This window comes from Microbispora sp. NPDC088329, assembly GCF_040685655.1.
Taxonomy (GTDB): Bacteria; Actinomycetota; Actinomycetes; order Streptosporangiales; family Streptosporangiaceae; genus Microbispora.
The window spans coordinates 396,491-416,362 of the sequence record NZ_JBFBIP010000001.1; the positions used below are offsets into that span (position 1 = coordinate 396,491).

Annotated in this window: 24 protein-coding genes and 1 tRNA gene; 17 read left to right on the top strand and 8 right to left on the bottom strand. The window is 70.8% G+C overall.

The features are described from left to right. Nucleotides 1–18 precede the first annotated feature (18 nt). Together AB0O28_RS01920 and AB0O28_RS01925 are read right to left on the bottom strand one after the other, a co-directional pair. Nucleotides 19–91: transfer RNA gene (locus AB0O28_RS01920), tRNA-Arg, on the bottom strand. Between the two features lie 168 nt (nucleotides 92–259). Beyond that, a complete protein-coding gene (locus AB0O28_RS01925) occupies nucleotides 260–718 on the bottom strand; it encodes a MaoC family dehydratase (protein WP_363635232.1) in 459 nt (152 codons plus the stop codon). A 208-nt stretch (nucleotides 719–926) separates the two neighbouring features. Between AB0O28_RS01925 and AB0O28_RS01930 the strand changes: the two genes are divergently transcribed. Next, the gene (locus tag AB0O28_RS01930) at nucleotides 927–1,049 is read left to right on the top strand and encodes a hypothetical protein (protein ID WP_363635234.1); all 123 of its coding nucleotides are present in this window, start codon (nucleotides 927–929) and stop codon (nucleotides 1,047–1,049) included. Between the two features lie 52 nt (nucleotides 1,050–1,101). Here AB0O28_RS01930 and AB0O28_RS01935 read toward each other — a convergent pair whose 3' ends face one another. Together AB0O28_RS01935 and AB0O28_RS01940 are read right to left on the bottom strand one after the other, a co-directional pair. Beyond that, the gene (locus tag AB0O28_RS01935; RefSeq protein ID WP_363635236.1) at nucleotides 1,102–1,641 is read right to left on the bottom strand and encodes a DUF4142 domain-containing protein; all 540 of its coding nucleotides are present in this window, start codon (nucleotides 1,639–1,641) and stop codon (nucleotides 1,102–1,104) included. 110 nt (nucleotides 1,642–1,751) lie between these two features. Next, entirely contained in the window at nucleotides 1,752–2,573 is an 822-nt protein-coding gene (locus AB0O28_RS01940; RefSeq protein WP_363635238.1) for a glycoside hydrolase family 16 protein, read from the bottom strand. A 135-nt stretch (nucleotides 2,574–2,708) separates the two neighbouring features. On the opposite strand from AB0O28_RS01940, the gene AB0O28_RS01945 reads away from it, so the two are divergent. From AB0O28_RS01945 to AB0O28_RS01995, 11 genes are all read left to right on the top strand, one after another. Next, nucleotides 2,709–3,110 (top strand): ribonuclease domain-containing protein, encoded by a 402-nt coding sequence (locus AB0O28_RS01945; RefSeq protein WP_363635240.1) that lies wholly within the window; start codon nucleotides 2,709–2,711, stop codon nucleotides 3,108–3,110. Between the two features lie 8 nt (nucleotides 3,111–3,118). Continuing rightward, the gene (locus AB0O28_RS01950; protein WP_363635242.1) at nucleotides 3,119–3,487 is read left to right on the top strand and encodes a barstar family protein; all 369 of its coding nucleotides are present in this window, start codon (nucleotides 3,119–3,121) and stop codon (nucleotides 3,485–3,487) included. A gap of 340 nt (nucleotides 3,488–3,827) precedes the next feature. Then, nucleotides 3,828–6,467 (top strand): class III lanthionine synthetase LanKC, encoded by a 2,640-nt coding sequence (gene lanKC / locus AB0O28_RS01955; protein WP_363635244.1) that lies wholly within the window; start codon nucleotides 3,828–3,830, stop codon nucleotides 6,465–6,467. 43 nt (nucleotides 6,468–6,510) lie between these two features. Next, nucleotides 6,511–6,639, top strand: a complete 129-nt coding sequence (locus tag AB0O28_RS01960; protein ID WP_363635246.1) for a hypothetical protein — start codon at nucleotides 6,511–6,513, stop codon at nucleotides 6,637–6,639. A 37-nt stretch (nucleotides 6,640–6,676) separates the two neighbouring features. Beyond that, nucleotides 6,677–6,799, top strand: coding sequence for a SapB/AmfS family lanthipeptide (locus AB0O28_RS01965; protein WP_363635248.1), 123 nt, complete (start codon nucleotides 6,677–6,679; stop codon nucleotides 6,797–6,799). Between the two features lie 148 nt (nucleotides 6,800–6,947). Continuing rightward, on the top strand, nucleotides 6,948–7,079 hold the full coding sequence (locus AB0O28_RS01970) for a hypothetical protein (protein ID WP_363635250.1): 132 nt from the start codon (nucleotides 6,948–6,950) through the stop codon (nucleotides 7,077–7,079). A 16-nt stretch (nucleotides 7,080–7,095) separates the two neighbouring features. Then, nucleotides 7,096–7,239 carry a hypothetical protein gene (locus AB0O28_RS01975; protein WP_363635252.1) on the top strand — a complete coding sequence of 48 codons (144 nt, stop codon included), beginning with the start codon at nucleotides 7,096–7,098 and terminating at the stop codon, nucleotides 7,237–7,239. A gap of 16 nt (nucleotides 7,240–7,255) precedes the next feature. Continuing rightward, nucleotides 7,256–7,378: a SapB/AmfS family lanthipeptide gene (locus tag AB0O28_RS01980; RefSeq protein ID WP_363635254.1), complete on the top strand. Its 123-nt coding sequence runs from the start codon at nucleotides 7,256–7,258 to the stop codon at nucleotides 7,376–7,378. A gap of 53 nt (nucleotides 7,379–7,431) precedes the next feature. Further along, the gene (locus tag AB0O28_RS01985; RefSeq protein WP_363635256.1) at nucleotides 7,432–7,599 is read left to right on the top strand and encodes a hypothetical protein; all 168 of its coding nucleotides are present in this window, start codon (nucleotides 7,432–7,434) and stop codon (nucleotides 7,597–7,599) included. 73 nt (nucleotides 7,600–7,672) lie between these two features. Beyond that, nucleotides 7,673–9,403, top strand: coding sequence for an ABC transporter ATP-binding protein (locus tag AB0O28_RS01990; RefSeq protein ID WP_363635258.1), 1,731 nt, complete (start codon nucleotides 7,673–7,675; stop codon nucleotides 9,401–9,403). Next, the gene (locus AB0O28_RS01995) at nucleotides 9,396–11,117 is read left to right on the top strand and encodes an ABC transporter ATP-binding protein (protein WP_363635260.1); all 1,722 of its coding nucleotides are present in this window, start codon (nucleotides 9,396–9,398) and stop codon (nucleotides 11,115–11,117) included. The genes AB0O28_RS01990 and AB0O28_RS01995 overlap by 8 nt, the downstream gene beginning before the upstream one ends. A 53-nt stretch (nucleotides 11,118–11,170) precedes the next feature. Here the strand turns inward: AB0O28_RS01995 and AB0O28_RS02000 are convergent, their stop codons facing one another. Together AB0O28_RS02000 and AB0O28_RS02005 are read right to left on the bottom strand one after the other, a co-directional pair. Further along, the gene (locus AB0O28_RS02000) at nucleotides 11,171–11,875 is read right to left on the bottom strand and encodes a hypothetical protein (RefSeq protein ID WP_363635262.1); all 705 of its coding nucleotides are present in this window, start codon (nucleotides 11,873–11,875) and stop codon (nucleotides 11,171–11,173) included. Then, entirely contained in the window at nucleotides 11,872–12,249 is a 378-nt protein-coding gene (locus AB0O28_RS02005; RefSeq protein WP_363635264.1) for a metalloregulator ArsR/SmtB family transcription factor, read from the bottom strand. Before AB0O28_RS02005 ends, AB0O28_RS02000 begins: the two co-directional genes overlap by 4 nt. Before the next feature lie 264 nt (nucleotides 12,250–12,513). Between AB0O28_RS02005 and AB0O28_RS02010 the strand changes: the two genes are divergently transcribed. Together AB0O28_RS02010 and AB0O28_RS02015 are read left to right on the top strand one after the other, a co-directional pair. Beyond that, entirely contained in the window at nucleotides 12,514–13,779 is a 1,266-nt protein-coding gene (locus AB0O28_RS02010; RefSeq protein ID WP_363635266.1) for a sensor histidine kinase, read from the top strand. Continuing rightward, a complete protein-coding gene (locus AB0O28_RS02015) occupies nucleotides 13,776–14,540 on the top strand; it encodes a response regulator transcription factor (protein WP_363635268.1) in 765 nt (254 codons plus the stop codon). The genes AB0O28_RS02010 and AB0O28_RS02015 overlap by 4 nt, the downstream gene beginning before the upstream one ends. A gap of 33 nt (nucleotides 14,541–14,573) precedes the next feature. On the opposite strand, the gene AB0O28_RS02020 is transcribed toward AB0O28_RS02015, so the two are convergent. After that, nucleotides 14,574–15,269 (bottom strand): SDR family NAD(P)-dependent oxidoreductase, encoded by a 696-nt coding sequence (locus tag AB0O28_RS02020; protein WP_363635270.1) that lies wholly within the window; start codon nucleotides 15,267–15,269, stop codon nucleotides 14,574–14,576. Nucleotides 15,270–15,371: 102 nt separating this feature from the next. On the opposite strand from AB0O28_RS02020, the gene AB0O28_RS02025 reads away from it, so the two are divergent. After that, nucleotides 15,372–16,232, top strand: coding sequence for a helix-turn-helix transcriptional regulator (locus AB0O28_RS02025; protein ID WP_363635271.1), 861 nt, complete (start codon nucleotides 15,372–15,374; stop codon nucleotides 16,230–16,232). Between the two features lie 11 nt (nucleotides 16,233–16,243). Here the strand turns inward: AB0O28_RS02025 and AB0O28_RS02030 are convergent, their stop codons facing one another. Continuing rightward, entirely contained in the window at nucleotides 16,244–16,873 is a 630-nt protein-coding gene (locus tag AB0O28_RS02030) for a hypothetical protein (RefSeq protein WP_363635273.1), read from the bottom strand. Nucleotides 16,874–17,157: 284 nt separating this feature from the next. On the opposite strand from AB0O28_RS02030, the gene AB0O28_RS02035 reads away from it, so the two are divergent. Then, nucleotides 17,158–19,224: a histidine kinase gene (locus AB0O28_RS02035; RefSeq protein WP_363635275.1), complete on the top strand. Its 2,067-nt coding sequence runs from the start codon at nucleotides 17,158–17,160 to the stop codon at nucleotides 19,222–19,224. After that, a complete protein-coding gene (locus tag AB0O28_RS02040; protein WP_363635278.1) occupies nucleotides 19,214–19,870 on the top strand; it encodes a response regulator transcription factor in 657 nt (218 codons plus the stop codon). The genes AB0O28_RS02035 and AB0O28_RS02040 overlap by 11 nt, the downstream gene beginning before the upstream one ends. The last annotated feature ends 2 nt before the right edge of the window (nucleotides 19,871–19,872 follow it).

Sequence of the window (19,872 nt, forward strand, 5' to 3'; positions counted from 1 at the left end):
TGGGCCTTCAAGCTGCTGCGCGGCCGAGAGGACTCGAACCCCTAACCTTCTGATCCGTAGTCAGATGCTCTATCCATTGAGCTACGGCCGCTTTGCTGTCCGTTCACCTGCGGTGCCCGGCGACGGGTGTAACTCTACCAGACCCTCCACCCCTGCTTGCGCCAATAAGTCGCTCCGCCCCCGGTCACGCCGCCCCTGTACGCTCGGAGCGCGGCGGGCGGGAAGGGCCAAGGGCGGGAAGGGCCAAGGGCGCGAGAGGTCACTCCTGAGGAACGAAGAGCGTGAGCATGTCGGCGACGCAGGCCGGCCTGTCGGTTCCCTCGACCTCGATCGTGACACGGAGGTTCGCGAGGGTGCCCGAGGGAGTGCCCTTGACGTCGGTGATCTCCGCCCCGGCCCGTACGCGGGATCCGACGGGGACCGGCCGGGGGAAGCGCACCTTGTTCAGGCCGTAGTTGATCGCCATGCGCAGGCCGTCGACCCGATACAGCTCGCCGATCAGCGACGGCAGCAGCGCGAGCGTGAGGTACCCGTGCGCGATGGTGCCGCCGAAGGGGCCGTCCTTCGCCCGGTCCGTGTCCACGTGGATCCACTGGTGGTCGTCCGTCGCGTCGGCGAAGAGGTTCACCCTCTCCTGGTCGATCTCCCGCCAGTCGCCGTATCCGAGGTGCTCGCCTTTGGCCGCCTTGAGTTCGGCCAGGTCGGTGAAGATCCGCATGACCGCACCCTACGCGCGTGCGTCCGCATCCGATGGGAAGAGGGGGACTCCGGGCCCGCTGCCACCCACACTGGTCTCATCGGGGAGCGATTGAGCTATGACGTCCAGCAACGAATACGTCTCTCTCAGTGACGAACGGCACGATCCCCGCGGGGGTATCAGCACGACGCGGGGTGCGGGCCGGAACGCACCCCGGCATGGAGGAAACGTGGACGAGCGGCCCGGCCCACGCGGCAAGCGGTATCGGCTCCGCGGGCTCGTCGCGGTCATGGTCGCGGGTCTCGTCTGCTGGGCGCTCGTCATCCTGCTGCTGGTCAAACTGTTCGGGTGAGTCTCGGAAGGGGATGCGCCGGCCGGAGACCCGCCCCGGCCGGCACCGGTCGTCACTCGCCGCTCTGGATGCTCTCGACCAGGTCGAGATGCTCCTTGACCACCGGCTTGGCGGCCTGGGCCAGGTTCTTCACTTCCTGGGAGGACCCGCTGGACACTTCCTCGTCCAGGGCGAGCAGGGTCTTGCGGTGATCCCTGATCTGCGCGTCGACCCAGGCGCGGTCGAACGCGGCGCCGCTCTTGGCGGAGAGCCGGCGTAGTTCGGCCTGCTGCTCCTCGCTCGGCCGGCCCGGCAACTCCACCTTCAGCTTCTCGGCCACCCGCTTGACCTGGTCGTCGAGGGAGGTGTGGTCCTCGACCCACTTCCTGCCGGCGTCTTTGACCGACTGCTTGGCGGCCTGCCTCTCGGCGGTCTGTCCGCCCTGGATCTCCGCGAGGTTGTCCTGATGTGCAGCGACCAGGAACGCCTTGTCCTTGTCGCTGACATCCGGCGGCGCCGCGTATCCCGCGTTCGGCGGCGCCGCATAGCCCGCGGTGACCCCGGACAGCGCCGCGGCCACGGCCGCCACCAGGACGATGAGCCATCTCAGCATCAGATCCCCCGATCCTTCGCCGGACGGCCGAGCACCGGCTGATCGGCCTCGACCATCCGGGCATGACGCTTCACATGCCTCATACCCACCAGCCATGCTCCTTGTGCGGCTCAGCCCGTCTCGGGCCGGTAGCCCCGCACGTAGTCGACGACGAACTCCTTCGGGTACGGCCCCACCCGCTCGGGCCCCTCGGCGTCGGGGAACTCGTAGATCCCGAGCATGAGCTGCATCGGATAGTCCGGGGACTGCCGGATCGTCTTCACGTGCCGGCCGTCCACGAAGAACGTCACCCGGCCCGGGGCCCACTCCGCCGCGTACACGTGGAACTCACGCGCGTCGATGGGGAGGACCTCGGCGGCGAACTCGTCGGTGATCGCCGGGTCGCCGAACGGGTGGACGCCCATGCCGACCGCCGCCGTGTCCGGCCCCACGTCACGCCCGAAGATCTCGCACACGCAGATCTCCGCGGACCGCTCGGGCGCGTCCTCGAAGCCGATCATCCACAGCGCGACCATGGCGCGCGGGTCATCGGTGGCCCTGGCGCGCATCTCGATCAGGCCGTAGTGGGGGGTGTAGAGCCGTGCCTCGTCCTGCGCCTCGCGGACGACGGCCAGGCCGCCCCGCCCGTGCTGGCCGATGCCACTGCCCACCGGCCCGGAGAACACGCCCGTCTGCAGCGAGGACACGCGCAGCCGGCCCTCCATCTCCGGCGACCACGGCGGCTGGTCCTCCTCGATCAGCAGGCGCAGGCACCCGTCGCCCATGCGGTATCGGGCCGCCGAGGCGGCGCGCGTGGTCCACTGGGGCAGATATCGCGGGACCCACCGGCGCTCGTCGAGCACGTCCCCGTCGAAGGTGTCCTCGAACTCAAGCACGTAGCCGGCCTTGGTCACCGGGTCCGGCGCGTACGTACTGTTCCTGGCTTCGTTCATACGTCAATCCTGGATCGATCTGTGAGGGACCGGCGCGCATCCCGGGGCATACGAGAGGAGACAACGTCCTGGCTCGTGCCGGTGTCGAGATGACACCGGCGAGTGCCCGTCCTCTCGCCCTCGCAAGGAGGTCTCGTGCGGACCCCGCGACGCTTCCCGCCGTCCCTCACCGCCGTGATCGCCGCCATCGTGTGCCTCGCCGGTCCGACCGGCACCGTCCCCGCCCACGCGTCGGTCCACGGCTCCTGCACGATCTCCCGCTGCGCCGACGCCCGCTCGGCGAACGCGATCTGGGCCGGGAAGGGGTATCCCACCGGCGGCGGCTGGTACTCCTGGCCCGACGGCCAGTACAACTACACCGGCGGGCGCTTCCACAACCGGGAGGGCCGGCTTCCCGGCGGCGCCGCCTACTACGAGTACGACGTCTACTCCCGCCCACGCGGCGCCTCGCGTGACGCCTACCGGATCGTCGTCGACCGCGGCACCGGCGTCACCTGGTTCTCGCCCGACCACTACACCGACTTCTACCGGCTCTAGGACCTGTCATGGCCTCCGCCGCACGCCCGCTGCCTCCGTGGCTCACGGTGACCGCCGATCCCGCCCCGGCGGTCGCCGACGGGCGGGCCTGCCGGACCCGTGACGCCTTCTTCGACGAGGTGACACGAGTTCTCCGCCTCCCCGCGTACTTCGGCCGCAACTGGGACGCCCTCACCGACTCGCTGCGCGACATCGGGACGGTCGACCTGGTCGTGAACCACGCCGAGCAGCTGCTCGACGCCGAGCCTCCCGGGCAGTTCGCCACGCTGCTGGCCGTCCTGACGGGTGCCGCCGAGGCCGGGCTGACCCTGACCCTTCACACGGACCCCGCCCACGAACCTCTGCTCCGCCGCCGGCTGATCGACGCGCTTCCCTGACCGGCGAAGGCCCGAAGAAACGCCCCGCTCTTACTTTTTCGCTTTCTACCGAAATATCAAAACAAATAATTCGGGCAGAAATTTTTCCCGCAGCCGATCACGCTCCGTTCTCCGGATCACGCCATCCGCTCTTTGTTCGGAAACAGCCGAAGTAGCCAGGACCGCGGACCGGCGCGACGCGACCGGAGACGGAGCGTGTCCTACCCGTTCCCGCCCGGCATCTACAAATGCGGGCACACCCCCCGGAGTTCCGCGAATCCGTCACCCTTCGTGATTGGACATCATTCACGGACTGATTACGGTGGCATTACACGCATCCAGGAGTGAGGACGGCGCGGAAATGAAGATGCATTACTTCGAATACTGCTTCGCCGACCGCCTCTTCTATGACGAGCCGAACAGATGGGCGGCCGAACAGAAGGGGTACAGGCAGGCCACGATGCCGGTGCCGGACGGCTGGCAGACCGGCGCCAAGGGCCCGTGGTTCAACTACATGCGCACCACGTCTCCCCCTCCGAAGCAGGGCTGGAAAATACACGTGTCCGCCACCCGTGAAACGGCCCAGCGTGTGCTCGACATCACGGCCGACTACTGCCTGCGGCAGGAAATCCCGTTCAAGTTCCTGGTCAGCGAGGCGGCCTTCATCGGCCGCAACCTCAAGTACGCCGACCGGAGCGGCAGTGGAAAGTTCATCACCATCTATCCCGCCTCCGACGAGCAGCTCGAGACAATCCTCACGGATCTCGACCCGCTGCTGACCGGACTCGGCGGTCCGTACATCCTGAGCGATCTGCGCTGGAAGGACGGCCCTCTTTATCTGCGTTACGGCGGCTTCGTCGAGCGGTTGATCCGCAACGAACTCGGCGAGCCCGCGATGGCGATCGAGACGCCTGACGGCGATCTGGTCGTCGACCGGCGCGAGCCCGTCTTCTACGTGCCCGACTGGGTGGAGCCGCCGGCGTTCCTCGCCGACCACCTCAGCGACCGCAAGCGGTCGGACCCGCCCGCCGACTTCCCGTACGACATCGAGTCGGCCGTGCACTTCTCCAACGGCGGCGGCATCTACATCGCGTACGAGAAGAAGAGCGGGCGGAAGGTGATCCTCAAGGAGGCCAGGCCGGGCGCGGGCCTGGACCAGGTCGGCCGCGACGCGGTGACCAGGCTCAAGCGGGAGCGCGACTTCCTGATCGAACTGGCGGACGTCGACGCGGTCGTCGACTACTACGACTACTTCGAACTGTGGGAGCACCACTTCCTCGTCCAGGAGTACGTCGAGGGGGTCACCCTCAACAAGCGCCTGGTCCAGGGGACGCCGCTGATCCACGCCGATCCGAGCGATGAGTCGATCCGCGACTTCACCGAGTGGGCTCTGGGCGTCACCGAGCAGATCGACGAGGTGGTGGGCCGGCTGCACGAGCGGGGAATCGCCTTCGGCGACCTCCACCCGAACAACATCATGATCACCGAGGACGGCCAGGTGAAGCTGGTCGACTTCGAGCTCGCCACGTACGTCGACCAGGACAAGCGCATCGGCATGGGCGCGCCGGGCTTCATACCGCCCGACGACCGGGGAAGCCTCGCGGCGGACCGCTTCGCCCTGGGGTGCCTGAAGATAGCGCCGTTCCTCCCGCTCACCGTGCTCCTGACGCTGGACACGACCCGCGCCGAGTTCCTGGTCGGCTTCATCGAGGAGCGGTTCCCCGTTCCGGACGGCTGGGGCGCCAAGGTGCTCGCGCAGCTCGACCTGGGGCCCTCTCCGTGGGCCGGCAGCGAGGAGCAGATGGCCCGCACCGGCGCGCTCATCGCCGGCGCCGGGGACGGCACGATCGACTGGGCGGAGATCGAGGCGTCCGCGGCCCGGTCCGTGTGGGCGAGCGCGACTCCCGACAGGGAGGACCGGCTCTTCCCCGGAGACGTCGAGCAGTTCCTCCTGGACGGCCTCGGCTTCGGCTACGGCACGGCGGGAGTCCTCTACGCCATGGCCAAGAGCGGGCACGGCCGCCGGGAGGAACACGAGGAGTGGCTGCTCGAACGGGTACGCGGCCACAAGGGCGTGCACCGGGTCGGGTTCTACGACGGTCTGCACGGCATCGCGTACGCCTTCGAGGAGATCGGCAACAGGGACGCGGCGATGTCGGTGCTCGACATGATCGCCGGGATCGGCGAGGTGTCGCTGGCCGACGAGCTGCTGACCGGTCTGAGCGGTGTGGCGCTCAACCAGCTCTACTTCGCCGGGCGCCTGGGGGACCAGGGGCTGCGCGACGCGGCGCTGAAGAACGCCCAGAGGCTCGCCGACCGGCTGCTGAACGACCCGCCCAAGCCGGTGGACGAGGACGGCAGGCACCGGCGGGCGGGCCTGTTGTACGGCCTGTCCGGATCCGCCCTCCTCTTCGTCCGGCTCTACGAGGACACCGGCGATCAGGGCTACCTGGACCTGGCCGAGCAGGCGCTGCGCCACGAGCTCGACTGCTGCGTCCGCGACGACGACTCCGGCGCGATGTACGTCGACGAGGGCTGGCGGAGCATGCCCTACATCGGGATCGGCTCGGCCGGCATCGGACTGGTGCTGAGCGAGCTGCTCCGGTATCGCCGTACGGACGAGCTGACGGCGGCGATGAACGGGTTGCGCCGGCCGGCGCACGCCGAGTTCCACATCTGCCCGATGCTGTTCTTCGGCACGGCCGGCCAGATGGGCTTCCTGAACCACATCCGGCCGCTCTACGACGACCGCGAGCAGCTCGACGAGCACATCGCCGTCAAACGCGACCGTCTGCGGCTGCACATGGTCGGCCTGCGAGGGGAGATCGCCTTCCCCGGTGACCAGCTCATGCGCCTGTCGATGGACCTGGGCACGGGCACCGCCGGCATCCTCCACGCGCTCGCCACGCTGCGCGACCCCTCGCTGCCGATCCTCCCCTTCGTCCGGCCCTTCGCCGGTTCCCCGTACGCGAAGGAGGCGCCCACCATCCGACACGACTGACCTTCACGGACATCGATCGACCCGACCGACAAAGGAGAAAGAAATGGCATTCCTGCTTGACCTGCAGGGCCGGAGCCTGCCCTCGGGCAAGAACGGCGACTACGCGCCGGCCGGCCCCAGCTCTCTCAGCACCTCGTTCTGCATCAGCGGCTGGACCCTCGCCGGCTGCTAGTCCCAGATCCCAGGCCACATCAAAAGGAGACCAGAAAATGTCGTTCATCCTCGACCTGCAGGGCATGCGGGACGCGCGGGAGCGCCTCTCCGCGGAGGCCATGCCGAGCACCACCAGCCTGTCCCTCTGCTTCAGCAACCAGAGCTGGATTTTCTGCTGATGCGCGGGGCCTCGGACGGAAACTTCGTGCTCGGTCTGCAGGAGCTGACCCGCACCACCGCGGACACCCGCGAAGGGGCGGCTTCTCCGCTCACGACCCCCTTCAGCATGACGAGCCTCTTCATATGCGACTGGTGAGGTGAGTCGGCATGGGCTTCGTACTCAACCTGCAGGACATCCCCGGCAACGCCTCGGGCAACCGCGAGGGGACGGATCCGACCACCGTCCTCACCACCTTCCCGACGGTCACCAGTTACCTCAGCATCATCGGCTGCTACTGACCTAAGGAGAGTCGACATGGGCTTCGTACTCAACCTGCAGGAGATCTCCAGGAGCGCCTCGGGCAACGGCGAAGGCGCCCGCACCGTCAGCACCAACAGCTGGTTCAACTGCCAGAGCACCGCCAGCCAGGTTTTCTGCATCACCACCATCACGGCCTGAAACAGAGGAAAAGTCGATGAGCTTCGTCCTGGACCTGCAGGTGAAGAGCGTTCACGAAGAGACGAACAAGGGCCCGGCCTCCCTGAGCTTCCTCAGCCCGGTGTCCTGCTGGAGCACCACCAGCGTCGTCCTCTGCTGATCGATCCCCGCCACTCCACATCCCTTCCACTCCGCGCGAAAAGGAAAACGACCATGGGTTACGTACTCAACCTGCAGGCCACCCGCGGCGCCTCCTCCGGTGGTGACGCGCCCGCCTCCATCATCAGCACCGCCAGCGCGGGCGTCGTCTGCGCCGGCAGCACGGTCAGCCTGTCCGCCTGCCTGACCACCAGCACCCTGAGCGTGGCCGTCTGCATGTGACACCTCGCCGGCCGGGGCGCGACTCGCGCCCCGGCCGTTCCATGTCGGCACCAGTGTGAAGGGCAGGAGACGAATGCGATGGTCGAACGCGGATCGACAACTCGCCCGGATGGTCAGGGTCGGCCTGGGATGGAACATCCTGCTGCTGGCGACCAACCTCGCGTCAGCCGTCGGAGCGCTGCTGTTCCCCGCCCTGCTGGCGGCGGCGATCGACGAGAGGCTCGGCGGGGCGGGACACGACGCTCTCCTCCGGCTGGCGGCGCTGATCGCGGCCCTGGTCGCCGCCGAGATCGCCGAGCAGATGATCGCCCCCTGGTGCGTCAGCACGCTCACCCTCGGCCTGCGCCGTGATCTCCTCTCCCGGGCGTTGCGCCTGAAACCCCGTGACCGTACGGCGTTCTCCCCCGGCGACCTGACCAGCCGGCTGCTGACCAACACCACCGAGACCGCCGCGGTCGTCCCCCTGCTCAGCGGCTCGGTGACCTCGCTGCTGGTGTCGGGGGGCGCGCTGGTGGCCCTCGCGATCATCGATATCCGGCTGGCCCTCGCCTTCGCCGCCGGCCTTCCCGCGGCGATGATGGTCACCCGCACGTTCGTGGGCCGTGTCACTCCCCTTCTGAACAGCTACATGAAGATCCAGGGCCGGATCGCGGGACGCCTGGTGGAGGTGCTCGCCGGCATCCGCACGGTGCGCGCCGCCGGCACCGAGCGGCACGAGATCGATCGGATCCTCGCCGACCTCCCCGACCTGCACCGCGCGGGCCGGGAGTCGTGGCGGCTCCAGGGCACGCTCAACCTGCGGGCGGGCCTGCTCATGCCGCTGATGCAGGTGGCGGTCATCGCCACCGCCGGTTACACCCTCATGGACGGGGCCATCACCCCGGGGGAGATGACCGCCGCGGTCGGCTACACCGGCATGGCCATGGGCCTGTTCAGCCAGGCCAACATCTTCATGGCCCTCGCGCAGGCGCGCGCGGGCGCCCGCCGCGTGCAGGAGGTCCTGGATCTGGAGGCCACCCCCCACGGGGACCGCGAGCTCCCGGAGGGGAACGGCGCCGTGTCCCTGCGGCAGGTGACGGTGGCGGGACCGGACGGCCCCGTCCTCGACCGGGTCGATCTGCACGTGCCCGGCGGCAGCGTGATCGCGGTGGTGGGCCGGTCGGGCTCGGGGAAGAGCACGCTCGCGGCGGTGGCCGGACGGCTGACCGACCCGGACGACGGCGACGTCCTGCTCGACGGCGTGCCGATCGCCGCTCTCACGCCCGCCGCCCTCGCCGCCGCCGTCGGGTGGGCGTTCGAGCGCCCTGCCTACCTCACCGGCACGCTGGGAGAGGCCATCGGCCTCGGCGCTCCGGAAGGCGCGAGCGACGGACGGATCCGCCGCGCCGCCGCGGCGGCGCAGGCCGACGAGTTCATCCGCCGGTTTCCCCGCGGCTACGACACCCCCTGCTCCGAGGCGCCGCTGTCCGGAGGGGAACGGCAGCGGCTCGGGCTGGCCCGCGGCATGGCGCACGGCGGCCGCCTTCTGATCCTCGACGACGCCCTCTCCAGCGTGGACAGCGTCACCGAGCTGTACATCGCCGACGCGCTCGCCGACGGGGACACGGCCGGCACGACGCGCATCGTGACCACGCACCGGATCTCGGTCGCGGCCCGCGCCGACCGCGTGGTCTGGCTGGAGAACGGCCGCGTACGGGCCTACGCCCCCCACGACGACCTGTGGAGTTCACCGGACTACCGGAGCCTGTTCACCCCCGGCGAGCAGGACCGGCCCGACGTACGGCAGGAGCTGAGCCATGCGTGAAACCACGGAGCGGCAGTGGCACCGGGAACCGGGGTGGCCGCTGATCCGGCGCTCGCTGCTGCGGGCGAGGGCGTCCCTGGCCGCGCTGGGCGCCTGGTCGCTCCTGGAGGCCGTTCCGGCGATGGCGTCCGGCGTGCTGGTGGCCAAAGCCGTCGACGAGGGCTTCCTGCGGCTCGATCTCGTGACGGGGCTGTCCTGGCTGGCCGCGCTGCTGGCGGCCTACGCGATCGGGGCGGTCGGCACCCGCTTCACCTTCCCGATCATCGGCCGGATCGTGGAGCCGCTGCGTGACGAGCTGACCCGGGCCGTGGTGGCGGGCATCGTGCACGCCGACGGGCCGGCGACCCCCGACGGCTCGATGATCGCCCGCGTCACCCAGCAGGTCGAAGCGGTCCGCCGATCGATCGCCACGCTGCTCAACGGGCTGCGCAGGTTCGTGTTCACGCTCTCGGCGACCGCGGCGGGGCTGGCCGCGCTCGGGCCCGGGATCCTGTCGGTCGCCATGCCTCCCGTCATCGTGTCGACGGTGCTCTTCGTGCTGCTGCTCCGGCGCCTGTCCCGCCGCCAGCGCGCCGCGATGGAGGCGAACGAACGGGTGGCCCTCGAAGTGAGCGAGGCGTTCGCCGGCAGCCGCGACATCGCCGCCTTCCGCGGACAGGATCGCGTGGTCGCCGGCGTCGGGCGCTGCCTCGCCGCCGAGCGTACGGCGCAGCGCCGCCTCGGGCAGGCGACCGCCGCGCGCAGCGCCGTCACGGCCGTCGGGGCGTACCTGCCGCTGTTGTGCCTGCTCCTCGCGGCTCCCTGGCTCATCGGCCGCGGCGTCACCATCGGGGCCATGCTGGGGGCGGCCACCTATCTGAGCACGCATGTCGAGGCGGCGATGCGCATGCTGACCGAGGTCATCGGCGGCTCCGGGCTACAGCTCGCGGTGACGGTCCGCCGCCTGGCCGACGCCCACCGCGGCGTACGGCCTCCTCAGGAGGGCACGGCGACGCCGCCCGCGGGTGGCGAGATCGTCGCCGACGGCGTCGGCTTCGCCTATCACGCGGACGCGGCACCGGTCATCGACCGCCTGGGCTTCGCCCTCCCCGAGAACGGTCATCTGGCCGTCGTCGGCCCCAGCGGCACCGGGAAGTCGACCCTCGCCGCGCTCATCGCCGGCCTGGCCGTACCCGGCAGCGGCCGGATCAGCGTCGGCGGGACCGCGCCGCACCGCCTCGACCCCGAGGGCAGGCCCTCGCACATCGTCCTGGTGCCGCAGGAGTCGTACGTCTTCTCCGGCACCCTGGGCCAGAACCTGCGTTACCTGCGGCGGGACGCGAGCGATCGGCTGCTCGCGGCGGCGGCGGGGGCCGTGGGGGCCGAGGACCTGTGCGCACGCCTCGGCGGGTGGGACGCCCCGATCGAACCGGCCCGGCTGTCGGCCGGTGAGAGACAACTGATCGGCGTCGCGCGGGCGTATCTCAGCCGGGCTCGTGTCGTCATCCTCGACGAGGCGACGTGTCACCTCGACCATCTGGCCGAAGCGCGGGTGGAACGGGCCTTCCGCGACCGTCCCGGCACCCTCGTCGTGATCGCCCACCGCGCGGCGTCGGCCATGCGCGCGGACCACATCCTGCTCCTGGACGGGGTGCGGACCTACTGGGGCGACCACGAGCAGCTCACCCGCACGTGCGGCCTCTACGCCGAGCTGACCGGCCGGCCGGGGCGGTGAAGGCCCGCCCCGGCCGGCGTACGGGTACGGCGGCCCTCCGGGGCCGCCCGGGCTCACCGCAGCCGCTGCCCGGTGAGCACCCCCATCAGCACATAGACCGCCGCGACCAGCATGACGGCCGACACGGCCACCACGAGGGGAGGCAGGAAGAAGGCGGCGACGACGCACGCCACGCCCAGGAGCATCATGGCGAGGCCGCCGGGACGCTGCGCCCGCTGCCAGGCCAGCACCACCCGCTCCGACGACCCCTCGGGCACGCGCGACGGGCCGATCTTCGGCAGGACGTTGCCCAGCGCGATCAGCAGCAGGCCGATGCCGACCGCCATGGCCCGGTCCAGGGGCACCTCGTGGCCCGCGGCCCGCAGCAGCAGGCCGCTGTGGAGGGCGAGAAGGAACAGGGGAAGGACGACGAACACGACGTTCATCGCCTTCGTCTGCGACTGCGGCCGCACGACGAGAGCGGGGTCCACCCGGCGCCGCAGCCGGCCGCCCGCCATCAGGGTGCTCGTCATGACCGCCCCGACGATGAGCAGTGTCACGGGAACCGCCGCGACGATCACGAAGCGCGGCACCTGGACGCCCGCCCGTTCGGCGGTGGCCTCCCTGGTGACGACGACGTCCGGCAGCGAGTCCCACAGCATCCACGAGACGGCGACCATGGCCAGCAGGCACAGGACGTAGACGACGATGCCGGCCCAGGGCGGCCGGGCGGCGGGCACATCGGTCTGACCGGAATGGATCGGGTCGGATGGTCTCATACAGCCTTCCTCAGCAGGACCCCGGTTTCCGGGGCGATCGATGACGGCACGACATCCGCGGACGGCACCGCGGAGAGACCGTCCTGACGCCGGGCCCGCGCCTCGCTGACACCCCCGAGCAGCGAGAACACGGCTTCCAAGGCCTCCTCGACAACGGTCAGGTTGAGGCGGTACCAGATGGTCGTTCCCTTGCGGTCCCCGACGATGAGGTCCGCGCACTTCAGCACGTTGAGATGGCCGGACAGGGTCGGGCGGGGGACGTCGAGCCGCTCCGCGAGCTGACCCGCCGTCAATCGGTCGCAGTCTTTGAGCAGGCGCAGCACCCGGCGTCGCTGAGCGTGCGCCAAGGCTTCGAACGTACGATTAGTCGCCATCACTGTGCCCCCTGTTCGATGAACGGATGCGGGGGCGCCTGGGATCTCTGGAGAATCGAGCGGCCGGCTCCCCGTCGTCGCGATGTAATGGACTGCTCCGTTCTAAACTTTAGATTCGGATGCATCCGTCATGAATCCCACCTTCGGCACAGGAGGTCATGCTCGCAGGCCAGGAGCCATGACCTCGGTCATGTCGTAATGCGGGTGTCATATGTGACCTGCGTCAGGCTGTGTAGGGCGAATCCGCGGAGATATCCTCGGGACATGCGCTCCACCATTTCGTCCATACCCGATGTGAGCGACTGGGTGGAGTTCGGCGAAGACCGCCCTCCCAAGGTGTTCAACATCTTCTTCTGGGCTTCCGCCGCCATCAATGCCCTGATTTATATGGCGGCATTCAGGGCGGGCCGGTACGGCACGGAGGGGTGGGCGCTGGGCGACGTCTTCTTCTTCGTCAGCGTGTTCGCGCTGGTGCCGGGATGCCTCCTGTGGCCTTTCCTGGCCTGGGGACCCTGCGCCTCCCTCTGGCGGAGAACCGCCTCGGCGGCGTTCCTCGCGACGAGCCTGCTTCTGATGCTCGCGGGCGGAGTCGCCGCCCTGCTGATCGCGGGTCTGGCGGTGGCCAACGCGCTCGCCGTCTTCGGGCCGCGCGGCGGCATCTTCTACGCGGTCGCCGTCGGGCTGTTCCACTTCACACTCGGTGTGATCAACCCCGGGCAACCTCTGGTGTCCGCGATCGTCAACGGCGCGGTCGTGCTCCTCCTGTGCCTGGTCATCCTCGTCGTGCTCACCGCCCTGGCCGGGGCGAGCCGCCGGGCGGACCGGACCCGCCGGTTGCTGGCCGACCTCGAACAGGCGCACGCCGAGTTGCGGCGCTACGCCGCGCAGACCCGGGACCTGACGGTGGCGGAGGAGCGCGCCCGCATCGCCAGGGACATGCACGACTCCATCGGCCACTACCTCACCGTGATCAACATGGGCCTGGCCAACGCGCAGCGCTACCGTGAGACCCGTCCCGAAGAGGCGTGGGACGAGGTGAGGCAGGCCAAGGAGCTCACCCTGGAGGCGCTGGCCGACACCCGCCGCTGGGTTCGGGCGCTCAAACCCCTGCGGATGGAGGGCCGCACCGGCGTGTCGGCGCTTCGCGCCCTGGCCGACTCCTTCGGCTCGGCGGATCCCCGCGTCGCCTTCACCATGACCGGCGCGTGGCCCGACGTCCACGAGAGCACGGAACTGGTCCTTTACCGCGTGCTGCAGGAGGGGCTGACCAACGCGCTGCGTCACTCACGGGCGTACCGCATCGAAGTGCTGCTCGAGTGTTCGCCCGAGAGGGTGGTCATGACCGTCTCCGATGACGGCGAGGGCGCGGACCCGGAGTCCGTGTCGCACGGTTACGGCCTGCGCAGCCTGCGGGAGCGCCTGGACACGGTCGGAGGAGAGCTGTTTACGACGAGCGAGCCCGGGCAGGGCTTCCGTCTGTGTGCGGCGCTCCCGGTGCACAGACCGGCCCCCCAGGCGGTGATCAGGTGATCTTCCGAGAGCCACGCGCCGCGGGCGTCATCAGGGTGCTGCTGGTGGACGACCAGGTGCTCATGCGCGAGGGCCTGCGCAAGCTCCTGGAGTTCGAGGAGGGCATCGAGATCGTGGGCTCGGCGGCGCACGGCGTCGAGGCCCTCGAGGTCCTGGCCGCGCTGCCCCCGCAGCGGCGGCCGCACGTGGCGCTCGTCGACGCCCACATGCCGCGCATGAACGGGGTGGAGCTCATCAAACGGCTCAGCACGGAGTTCTCCACCGTCGCGGCCGTCATGCTCACGACCTTCGACGACGACGACTACATCTTCGGCGGCCTGCGCGGCGGCGCCAGGGGCTACCTGTTGAAGGACACGCCGCCGGACGAGCTGGTCTCGGCCATCAACCGGGCCGCACGAGGTGAGACCGTCCTCGGCGGGCGGGCCGCCGAGCGGCTCGTGGCCGCCCTGCGCGAGCAGGAGACGACACCCGCCGCCGACGCCGGGGACCCGGGACACGACCGGCCCTGCGCGGAGCCGCCGGGCGGCCTGTCCGACCGCGAGTACGAGATCGCCCTGCTCGTCGGCGCCGGCGCGTCCAACCGCGAGATCGCCCGGCAACTGCACATCACCGAGGGGACCACCAAGAACCACATCTCCAGCTGCCTGCGCAAGCTCTCTTTGCGCGACCGCACCCAGCTGGCCGTCTGGGTCTCCTCGCTGTCCGTCGGCACGCCCGGTGATCCGCACCTGGCGCGGGGTCACGTCGGCGGGCCGGGCTGAAGCGCCCCGGCGTCCGGGCGGTGCGCTCGCGGCTCACCAGGGCACGGTGCCGGAGCGGTCGATGAACCGGCCCGTTCCGCCGCCGGCGCCCTCGGTCGCGAGCGTCACGATCGCGTCGGTTCCCTCCGTCACGGTCTGGTGGCCGCTGTGCCCGTTGAGGTCGGTCGCGGTGTAGCCGGGGTCGGCGGCGTTGACCCGGATGCCGGGCAGCGCCTTCGCGTACTGCGTCGTGAGCATGGTCACGGCGGCCTTGGAGGAGGTGTACAGCGGCCCGATGACCTTCGACTCCACGCGGGCCGGGTCGTGGGTCAGCGCGAACGACCCCGTGCCGCTGCTCACGTTGACGATCGAAGGGTGCTCCGACCGCCGGAGAAGCGGCAGGAAGGCGTTCGTCACGCGGACGACGCCCACGACGTTGGTCTGGTAGACCTCGAGGGCGTGGTCCGCGGTCAGCTCGTCGGCGGGCACGTGCGGGCCGATGATCCCGGCGTTGTTGATCAGGACGTCGACGCGGCCCTCGTGGGCGGCGACGTCGGCCGCCGCGGCGGCGACGGACCCGTCGTCGGCGACGTCGATCCGCACGAAGCGCGCGCCGAGCTCGTCGGCCGCCGCCTGTCCGCGCTCTGAGTCCCGGGCGCCGACGATGACGGTGTGGCCGAGGTCGATGAGGCGGCGGGCGGTCTCGAACCCGAGGCCCTTGTTGGCCCCGGTGATGAAGGTGATCGTCATGGCTCCAAGCATCGGCGGGCCGGGCGCGGACAACCAGGGAGAGCGCTCCGGTAGGACAGGCAGTACCACCCTGGCCTCCCGCGACCGGCGCAGAATGGGGACATGACCACAGACGAGACGAGCCTGGGCGCGACGATCCGCGCGTGGCGTGACCGGCTCTCCCCCGCGGCGGTCGGCCTGCCCGCCGGCCGCGTACGCCGTGCCGCCGGGCTGCGCCGCGAGGAGCTCGCCGACCTCGCGGGCGTCTCGGTGGACTACGTCGTACGGCTGGAGCAGGGCCGGGCGACCACGCCGTCGGCGCAAGTGGCCGCCGCGCTGGCGCGGGCGCTCCAGCTCAGCCGCGCCGAGCGCGACCACCTCTACCGGCTCGCCGGGCTGCAGCCGCCCCTGGACGGCGTGATCAGCGATCACATCCCGCCCGGGATGCAGCGGGTGCTCACCCGGCTGGGCGACGCGCCGGTCGCCGTGTTCGCCGCCGACTGGCGGCTGCTGTGGTGGAACCGCGGTTGGGCGGCGCTCCTCGGCGACCCCTCCGTGCTCGCGCCGGAGGAGCGCAATCTTGTGCGCTCGCGTTTTCCCGTTCCGTCCGATCGGGCGCGCCTCGCGGCCTGGCCCGTCGTCTCGGAGAACGCGGAGGCGACCGACCGGGCCATCGTCGCCGACCTGCGCCGCGCGTCCGGCCGCTACCCCGAGGACGCGCGCCTCAGCGGGCTGATCCGCCGGACGCTGGACGGCAACCCGCAGTTCGCCCGGCTGTGGCACTCGGGCGCCGTCGGCAGCCACGCGGAGGACCGCAAGACGATCAGGCACCCGGCGATCGGGGACATCACCGTCGACTGCGACGTGCTGTCCGACTCCGACACCGACCTGAAGATCGTGATCTACACGACCGTCCCCGGCAGCGAGGACGAGACCAAGCTCGACCTCGCCCGCGTCGCCGGTGTCACGGCTCGCGCGTTCTGAGGGCTCGTCGTTCAGTCCCTGCCGCGCACGAGCTCGGGACGGAACGCGATGATGAGGCCGAGCGTGGTGTAGCCCACGAGCAGGTGGGCCGCACCGACGACGTCCGACACGGAAGAGCCGAGGATCGCCATGGTCGGAAGGGTCACGACCACCCAGCTTTCGGCGACGAGCGGCCAGAGGCGGGCCGCCCCGCGCCACCGCCCGGCGACGGCGACCTTGACGCCGATCACGAACATGCCCAGCATCGACAGCGGCCAGAACGCGTCGAGGATCCCCATCCAGACGCTGTCGCGCGCGGCGGGCAGGAACGCGTGGAAGACGCTCCACGCCATGGCGAGGGCCAGCAGAACCCGCTCGACCCGCAGCATGGCGCGCGCCACGCGGCTCACGCCGGTCGCGCCGGTACGGCCCATGATCGCGAGGAGGCACAGGGCGCCGGACTGGAACGCCAGGCCGCCCAGGTCCGTGATCTTGACTCCCGCCTCGGTCGCGGGGTTGAAGCCATAGAGGAAGCTGACGGCGGACCAGGTCAGTGCGCCGGTGGACAGGCCCAGCGCCAGCCGGCGTACGGTCGTCTCGGCGAGCGGCGCGGACGAGGACGCGTCGGCGGCGTGGGCGTTGCGCTGGGTGTGAACGGTCATCGGTGTTCCTTCGGCTGATGAGGCGTGTCGTGGGGGCGGCGGTCGCCGCGCCGACGAGGACGATCCTCATGAACCACCGGCCCAGGCCGTCAGGGCGTCGCGTCCCGATTGCCGGCATCCTTCGTGTCCCAGGCCGGATGGGACGCGCGTCCCAGCAGTGCACGGCGAGTCATGCGGACGGCGTTCGTCCGACACTCCGTAGGGACATTCCGCACCTGCTACGGCACACTTTCCTGGTGCAGTTTGTGACGGTTCGCTGGCTTTCGCGGCTGAGTGTCGGGCCTGTGCTCCTCGCAATCGCCGTGACCGCCACACCGGTGGCAGCGCTCATCGATCTGCGGGTGCCCCAGGCCCACCGTGCCGTGCTCGAACTGCAGCCGGGCGGAGTCGACGCGATCGCGGGTGTCGCACTCGCCGCGGCCGGCATGGTCGTGCTCCGCCGTTGTCCGCGTCATCCCCTCGGCCGCCTGATGTCGGGCTTCGGCGCCTGGTGGGCGCTGGACGGCGTGGCGTCGTCGTGGATCGCCTACGCCACCCTGCACGAGCCCGCGCTCGCGGGCGCGTCCGCCGCCTTCGTCGTCTACCAGCGGCTCGGCGCGGGGCTGGTGCTGCTGCTCCCCCTGGTGCTGCTGCTGTTCCCGGACGGGCAGCTGCCCTCCGGGCGGTGGCGGATCGCCTCGCTGTTCAGCCTCGCGCTGACGAGCCTGCTCCCGCTCGCCCTGCTCGCGGCGCCGTCCGCCATCGCCCAGGCGACCGCGGAATCCACTCCGCTGCCCGCGCCGCTGCGGGGGCTTAACCTCGAGGCGCTCTATCTCCCGCTGCCGGACGCCGTCTGGACCGGTGTGTTGCGGGTGGCGCAACTGTGCCTCCCGCTGAGCCTGGTCACTCCGTTCGCCGTCGTGGTGCGGCGCTACCGCACCATGACCGGCATGGACCGCGCCCGGATGCGCTGGCTGGTGTGGGCGGCCGTGGTCGACCTCCTGGTCATGCTGACGTTCCGGCTGCTGCCCAACTGGTTCGGCGCCGTCGGCCTGACCACCGCCGTGATCCTCACCTCCGGGTCGGTCGCGATCGGGATCGTGCGCCCGGATCTCGTCGACGTCGACCGGTTGCTCGGCGGGACGCTGGTGTACGGCCTTCTGCTCGCCCTGACGTTCGTCCTCGACCTGCTGGTCCTGGGCGGCGCCGGCCGGTTGCTCGGGCCGCGCCTGAACGAGGGGGAGCGGCTGGTCATCGCCGTTTTCGCGGTGGCCATCCTCTATGCCCAGCTGCGGCACCGGTTGTGGCGTCTGGTGCGGCGCTGGATCATCGGGGATCGGGACGATCCCTACCACGTGATGTCCGGGCTCGCCGAGCGCCTGGAGCGTACCGACGACTCGGAGGCGCAGCTCGTCACGCTGGCGCGTACGGTCGCGCAGGCCTTCCGCACGCCCTACGTCGGTGTGGAGATCATCCAGGTCAGCGGCGAGGTGCTGCTCGTCGAGGACGGCGAGCGCCCCACCGGGACGCAGGCGCTCCCCATCACCTATCGGGGGGAGCGGATCGGGCGGCTGGTGCTGCCGCACCGGGCCGCCCGCCGCAGGCTCACCGCCGGCGACGAACGGCTGCTGGCCGACCTGATCCGCCAGGCCGCCGCGGCGGCCCGTGCCGTACGCCTCGCGGAGGAGCTGCAACGCAGCCGCGAGGGCATCGTCTCCGCCGTGGAGGACGAGCGCCGCCGCCTGCGGCGCGAGCTCCACGACGGCCTCGGCCCGGCCCTGGCGGCGGTCGCGTCCCGGATCGACACCGCCCGGATCACCGCGCGCCGGTCGCACGAGGACGCGGACCGGATCCTCGGCCTGGCCCGTCAGGAGCTCACCGGGATGCTCACCGAGGTGAGGCGGCTGGTGCACGGCCTGCGCCCGCCCGCGCTCGACGACGTCGGCCTGGTCGGGGCGATCCGCCAGCAGGCGGAGCGGCTGCGGACCCCGGGGCTGGCCGTCCGGGTCGAGGAGTCAGGCGACCTCACCGGTCTGCCGGCCGCCGTGGAGGTCGCCGCGTACCGGATCGCGTCGGAGGCGATCACCAACGTGGTCAGGCACGCGAGGGCCGGCGAGTGCGTGGTGTCGCTCGTCCACGACGTCGCGGGCGGGCACCTCGACGTCGTGGTCGCCGACGACGGCGTCGGCCTCGCGACCGAGGCGGCGACCGGCGTGGGACTGGTGTCGTTGCGCGAGCGGGCCGCCGAACTCGGCGGATCGTGCACCGTCACCCCGGGGGAACCGGCCGGCACACGGGTCTGGGCGCGGCTGCCCGTCACGCCGCGGACGCCCGCGCCGGCGGCGGCAGGAGAGGTGGGAGATGACCGGTAAGCGACCGGTGCGGGTCCTCGTGGTGGACGACCATCCGGTGTTCCGCGAAGGATTCGCGGCACTGCTGAGCAGCATCGACGAGGTCGAGGTGGCCGGGACCGCCTCGACCGGCGCCGAGGCCGTCGAGCAGGCCGCCGAGCGGGAACCCGACGTGGTGGTCATGGACGTGCAGATGCCCGGCATGGACGGCATCGAGGCCACCCGTCGAATCCTCCGGGCGCACCCGGAGATCGGCGTCGTGGTGCTGACGATGTCGGAGGAGGACGGCACGATCTTCGACGCGCTGCGTGCCGGCGCCCGCGGCTACCTGCTCAAAGGCGCCGAGCCCGACGAGGTCGTCCGGGCGATCACCACCGTCGCGGGCGGCGGTGTCGTGTTCGGCGCGGTCCTGGCCTCGCGCATCGCCGACTTCCTGGCCCCGAGGCCGGAGACCGGCGGCACGCCGTTCCCGGCCCTGACCGCCCGGGAACACGAGGTGCTCGACCTGGTGGCCGCCGGCCTGTCGAACGGCCAGATCGCCGCGCGGCTGTTCCTGTCGCAGAAGACCGTACGCAACCACGTGCACGCGGTGCTCACCAAGCTCCAGGCCGCCGATCGGGCGGAGGCGATCATCCGCGCCCGCGACGCCGGCATGGGCCGCGCGTAACC

Coding starts and splice junctions, on each gene's coding strand:
- lanKC (WP_363635244.1), top strand. CDS start 3,828: ATGAAGATGCATTACTTCGAATACTGCTTCGCCGACCGCCTCTTCTAT.
- AB0O28_RS02025 (WP_363635271.1), top strand. CDS start 15,372: ATGACCACAGACGAGACGAGCCTGGGCGCGACGATCCGCGCGTGGCGT.
- AB0O28_RS01985 (WP_363635256.1), top strand. CDS start 7,432: ATGGGTTACGTACTCAACCTGCAGGCCACCCGCGGCGCCTCCTCCGGT.
- AB0O28_RS01960 (WP_363635246.1), top strand. CDS start 6,511: ATGGCATTCCTGCTTGACCTGCAGGGCCGGAGCCTGCCCTCGGGCAAG.
- AB0O28_RS02020 (WP_363635270.1), bottom strand. CDS start 15,269: ATGACGATCACCTTCATCACCGGGGCCAACAAGGGCCTCGGGTTCGAG.
- AB0O28_RS02005 (WP_363635264.1), bottom strand. CDS start 12,249: ATGGCGACTAATCGTACGTTCGAAGCCTTGGCGCACGCTCAGCGACGC.
- AB0O28_RS01940 (WP_363635238.1), bottom strand. CDS start 2,573: ATGAACGAAGCCAGGAACAGTACGTACGCGCCGGACCCGGTGACCAAG.
- AB0O28_RS01980 (WP_363635254.1), top strand. CDS start 7,256: ATGAGCTTCGTCCTGGACCTGCAGGTGAAGAGCGTTCACGAAGAGACG.
- AB0O28_RS01965 (WP_363635248.1), top strand. CDS start 6,677: ATGTCGTTCATCCTCGACCTGCAGGGCATGCGGGACGCGCGGGAGCGC.
- AB0O28_RS02040 (WP_363635278.1), top strand. CDS start 19,214: ATGACCGGTAAGCGACCGGTGCGGGTCCTCGTGGTGGACGACCATCCG.
- AB0O28_RS01975 (WP_363635252.1), top strand. CDS start 7,096: ATGGGCTTCGTACTCAACCTGCAGGAGATCTCCAGGAGCGCCTCGGGC.
- AB0O28_RS01950 (WP_363635242.1), top strand. CDS start 3,119: ATGGCCTCCGCCGCACGCCCGCTGCCTCCGTGGCTCACGGTGACCGCC.
- AB0O28_RS01970 (WP_363635250.1), top strand. CDS start 6,948: ATGGGCTTCGTACTCAACCTGCAGGACATCCCCGGCAACGCCTCGGGC.
- AB0O28_RS01925 (WP_363635232.1), bottom strand. CDS start 718: ATGCGGATCTTCACCGACCTGGCCGAACTCAAGGCGGCCAAAGGCGAG.
- AB0O28_RS01935 (WP_363635236.1), bottom strand. CDS start 1,641: ATGCTGAGATGGCTCATCGTCCTGGTGGCGGCCGTGGCCGCGGCGCTG.
- AB0O28_RS01990 (WP_363635258.1), top strand. CDS start 7,673: ATGCGATGGTCGAACGCGGATCGACAACTCGCCCGGATGGTCAGGGTC.
- AB0O28_RS01995 (WP_363635260.1), top strand. CDS start 9,396: ATGCGTGAAACCACGGAGCGGCAGTGGCACCGGGAACCGGGGTGGCCG.
- AB0O28_RS02000 (WP_363635262.1), bottom strand. CDS start 11,875: ATGAGACCATCCGACCCGATCCATTCCGGTCAGACCGATGTGCCCGCC.
- AB0O28_RS02010 (WP_363635266.1), top strand. CDS start 12,514: ATGCGCTCCACCATTTCGTCCATACCCGATGTGAGCGACTGGGTGGAG.
- AB0O28_RS02030 (WP_363635273.1), bottom strand. CDS start 16,873: ATGACCGTTCACACCCAGCGCAACGCCCACGCCGCCGACGCGTCCTCG.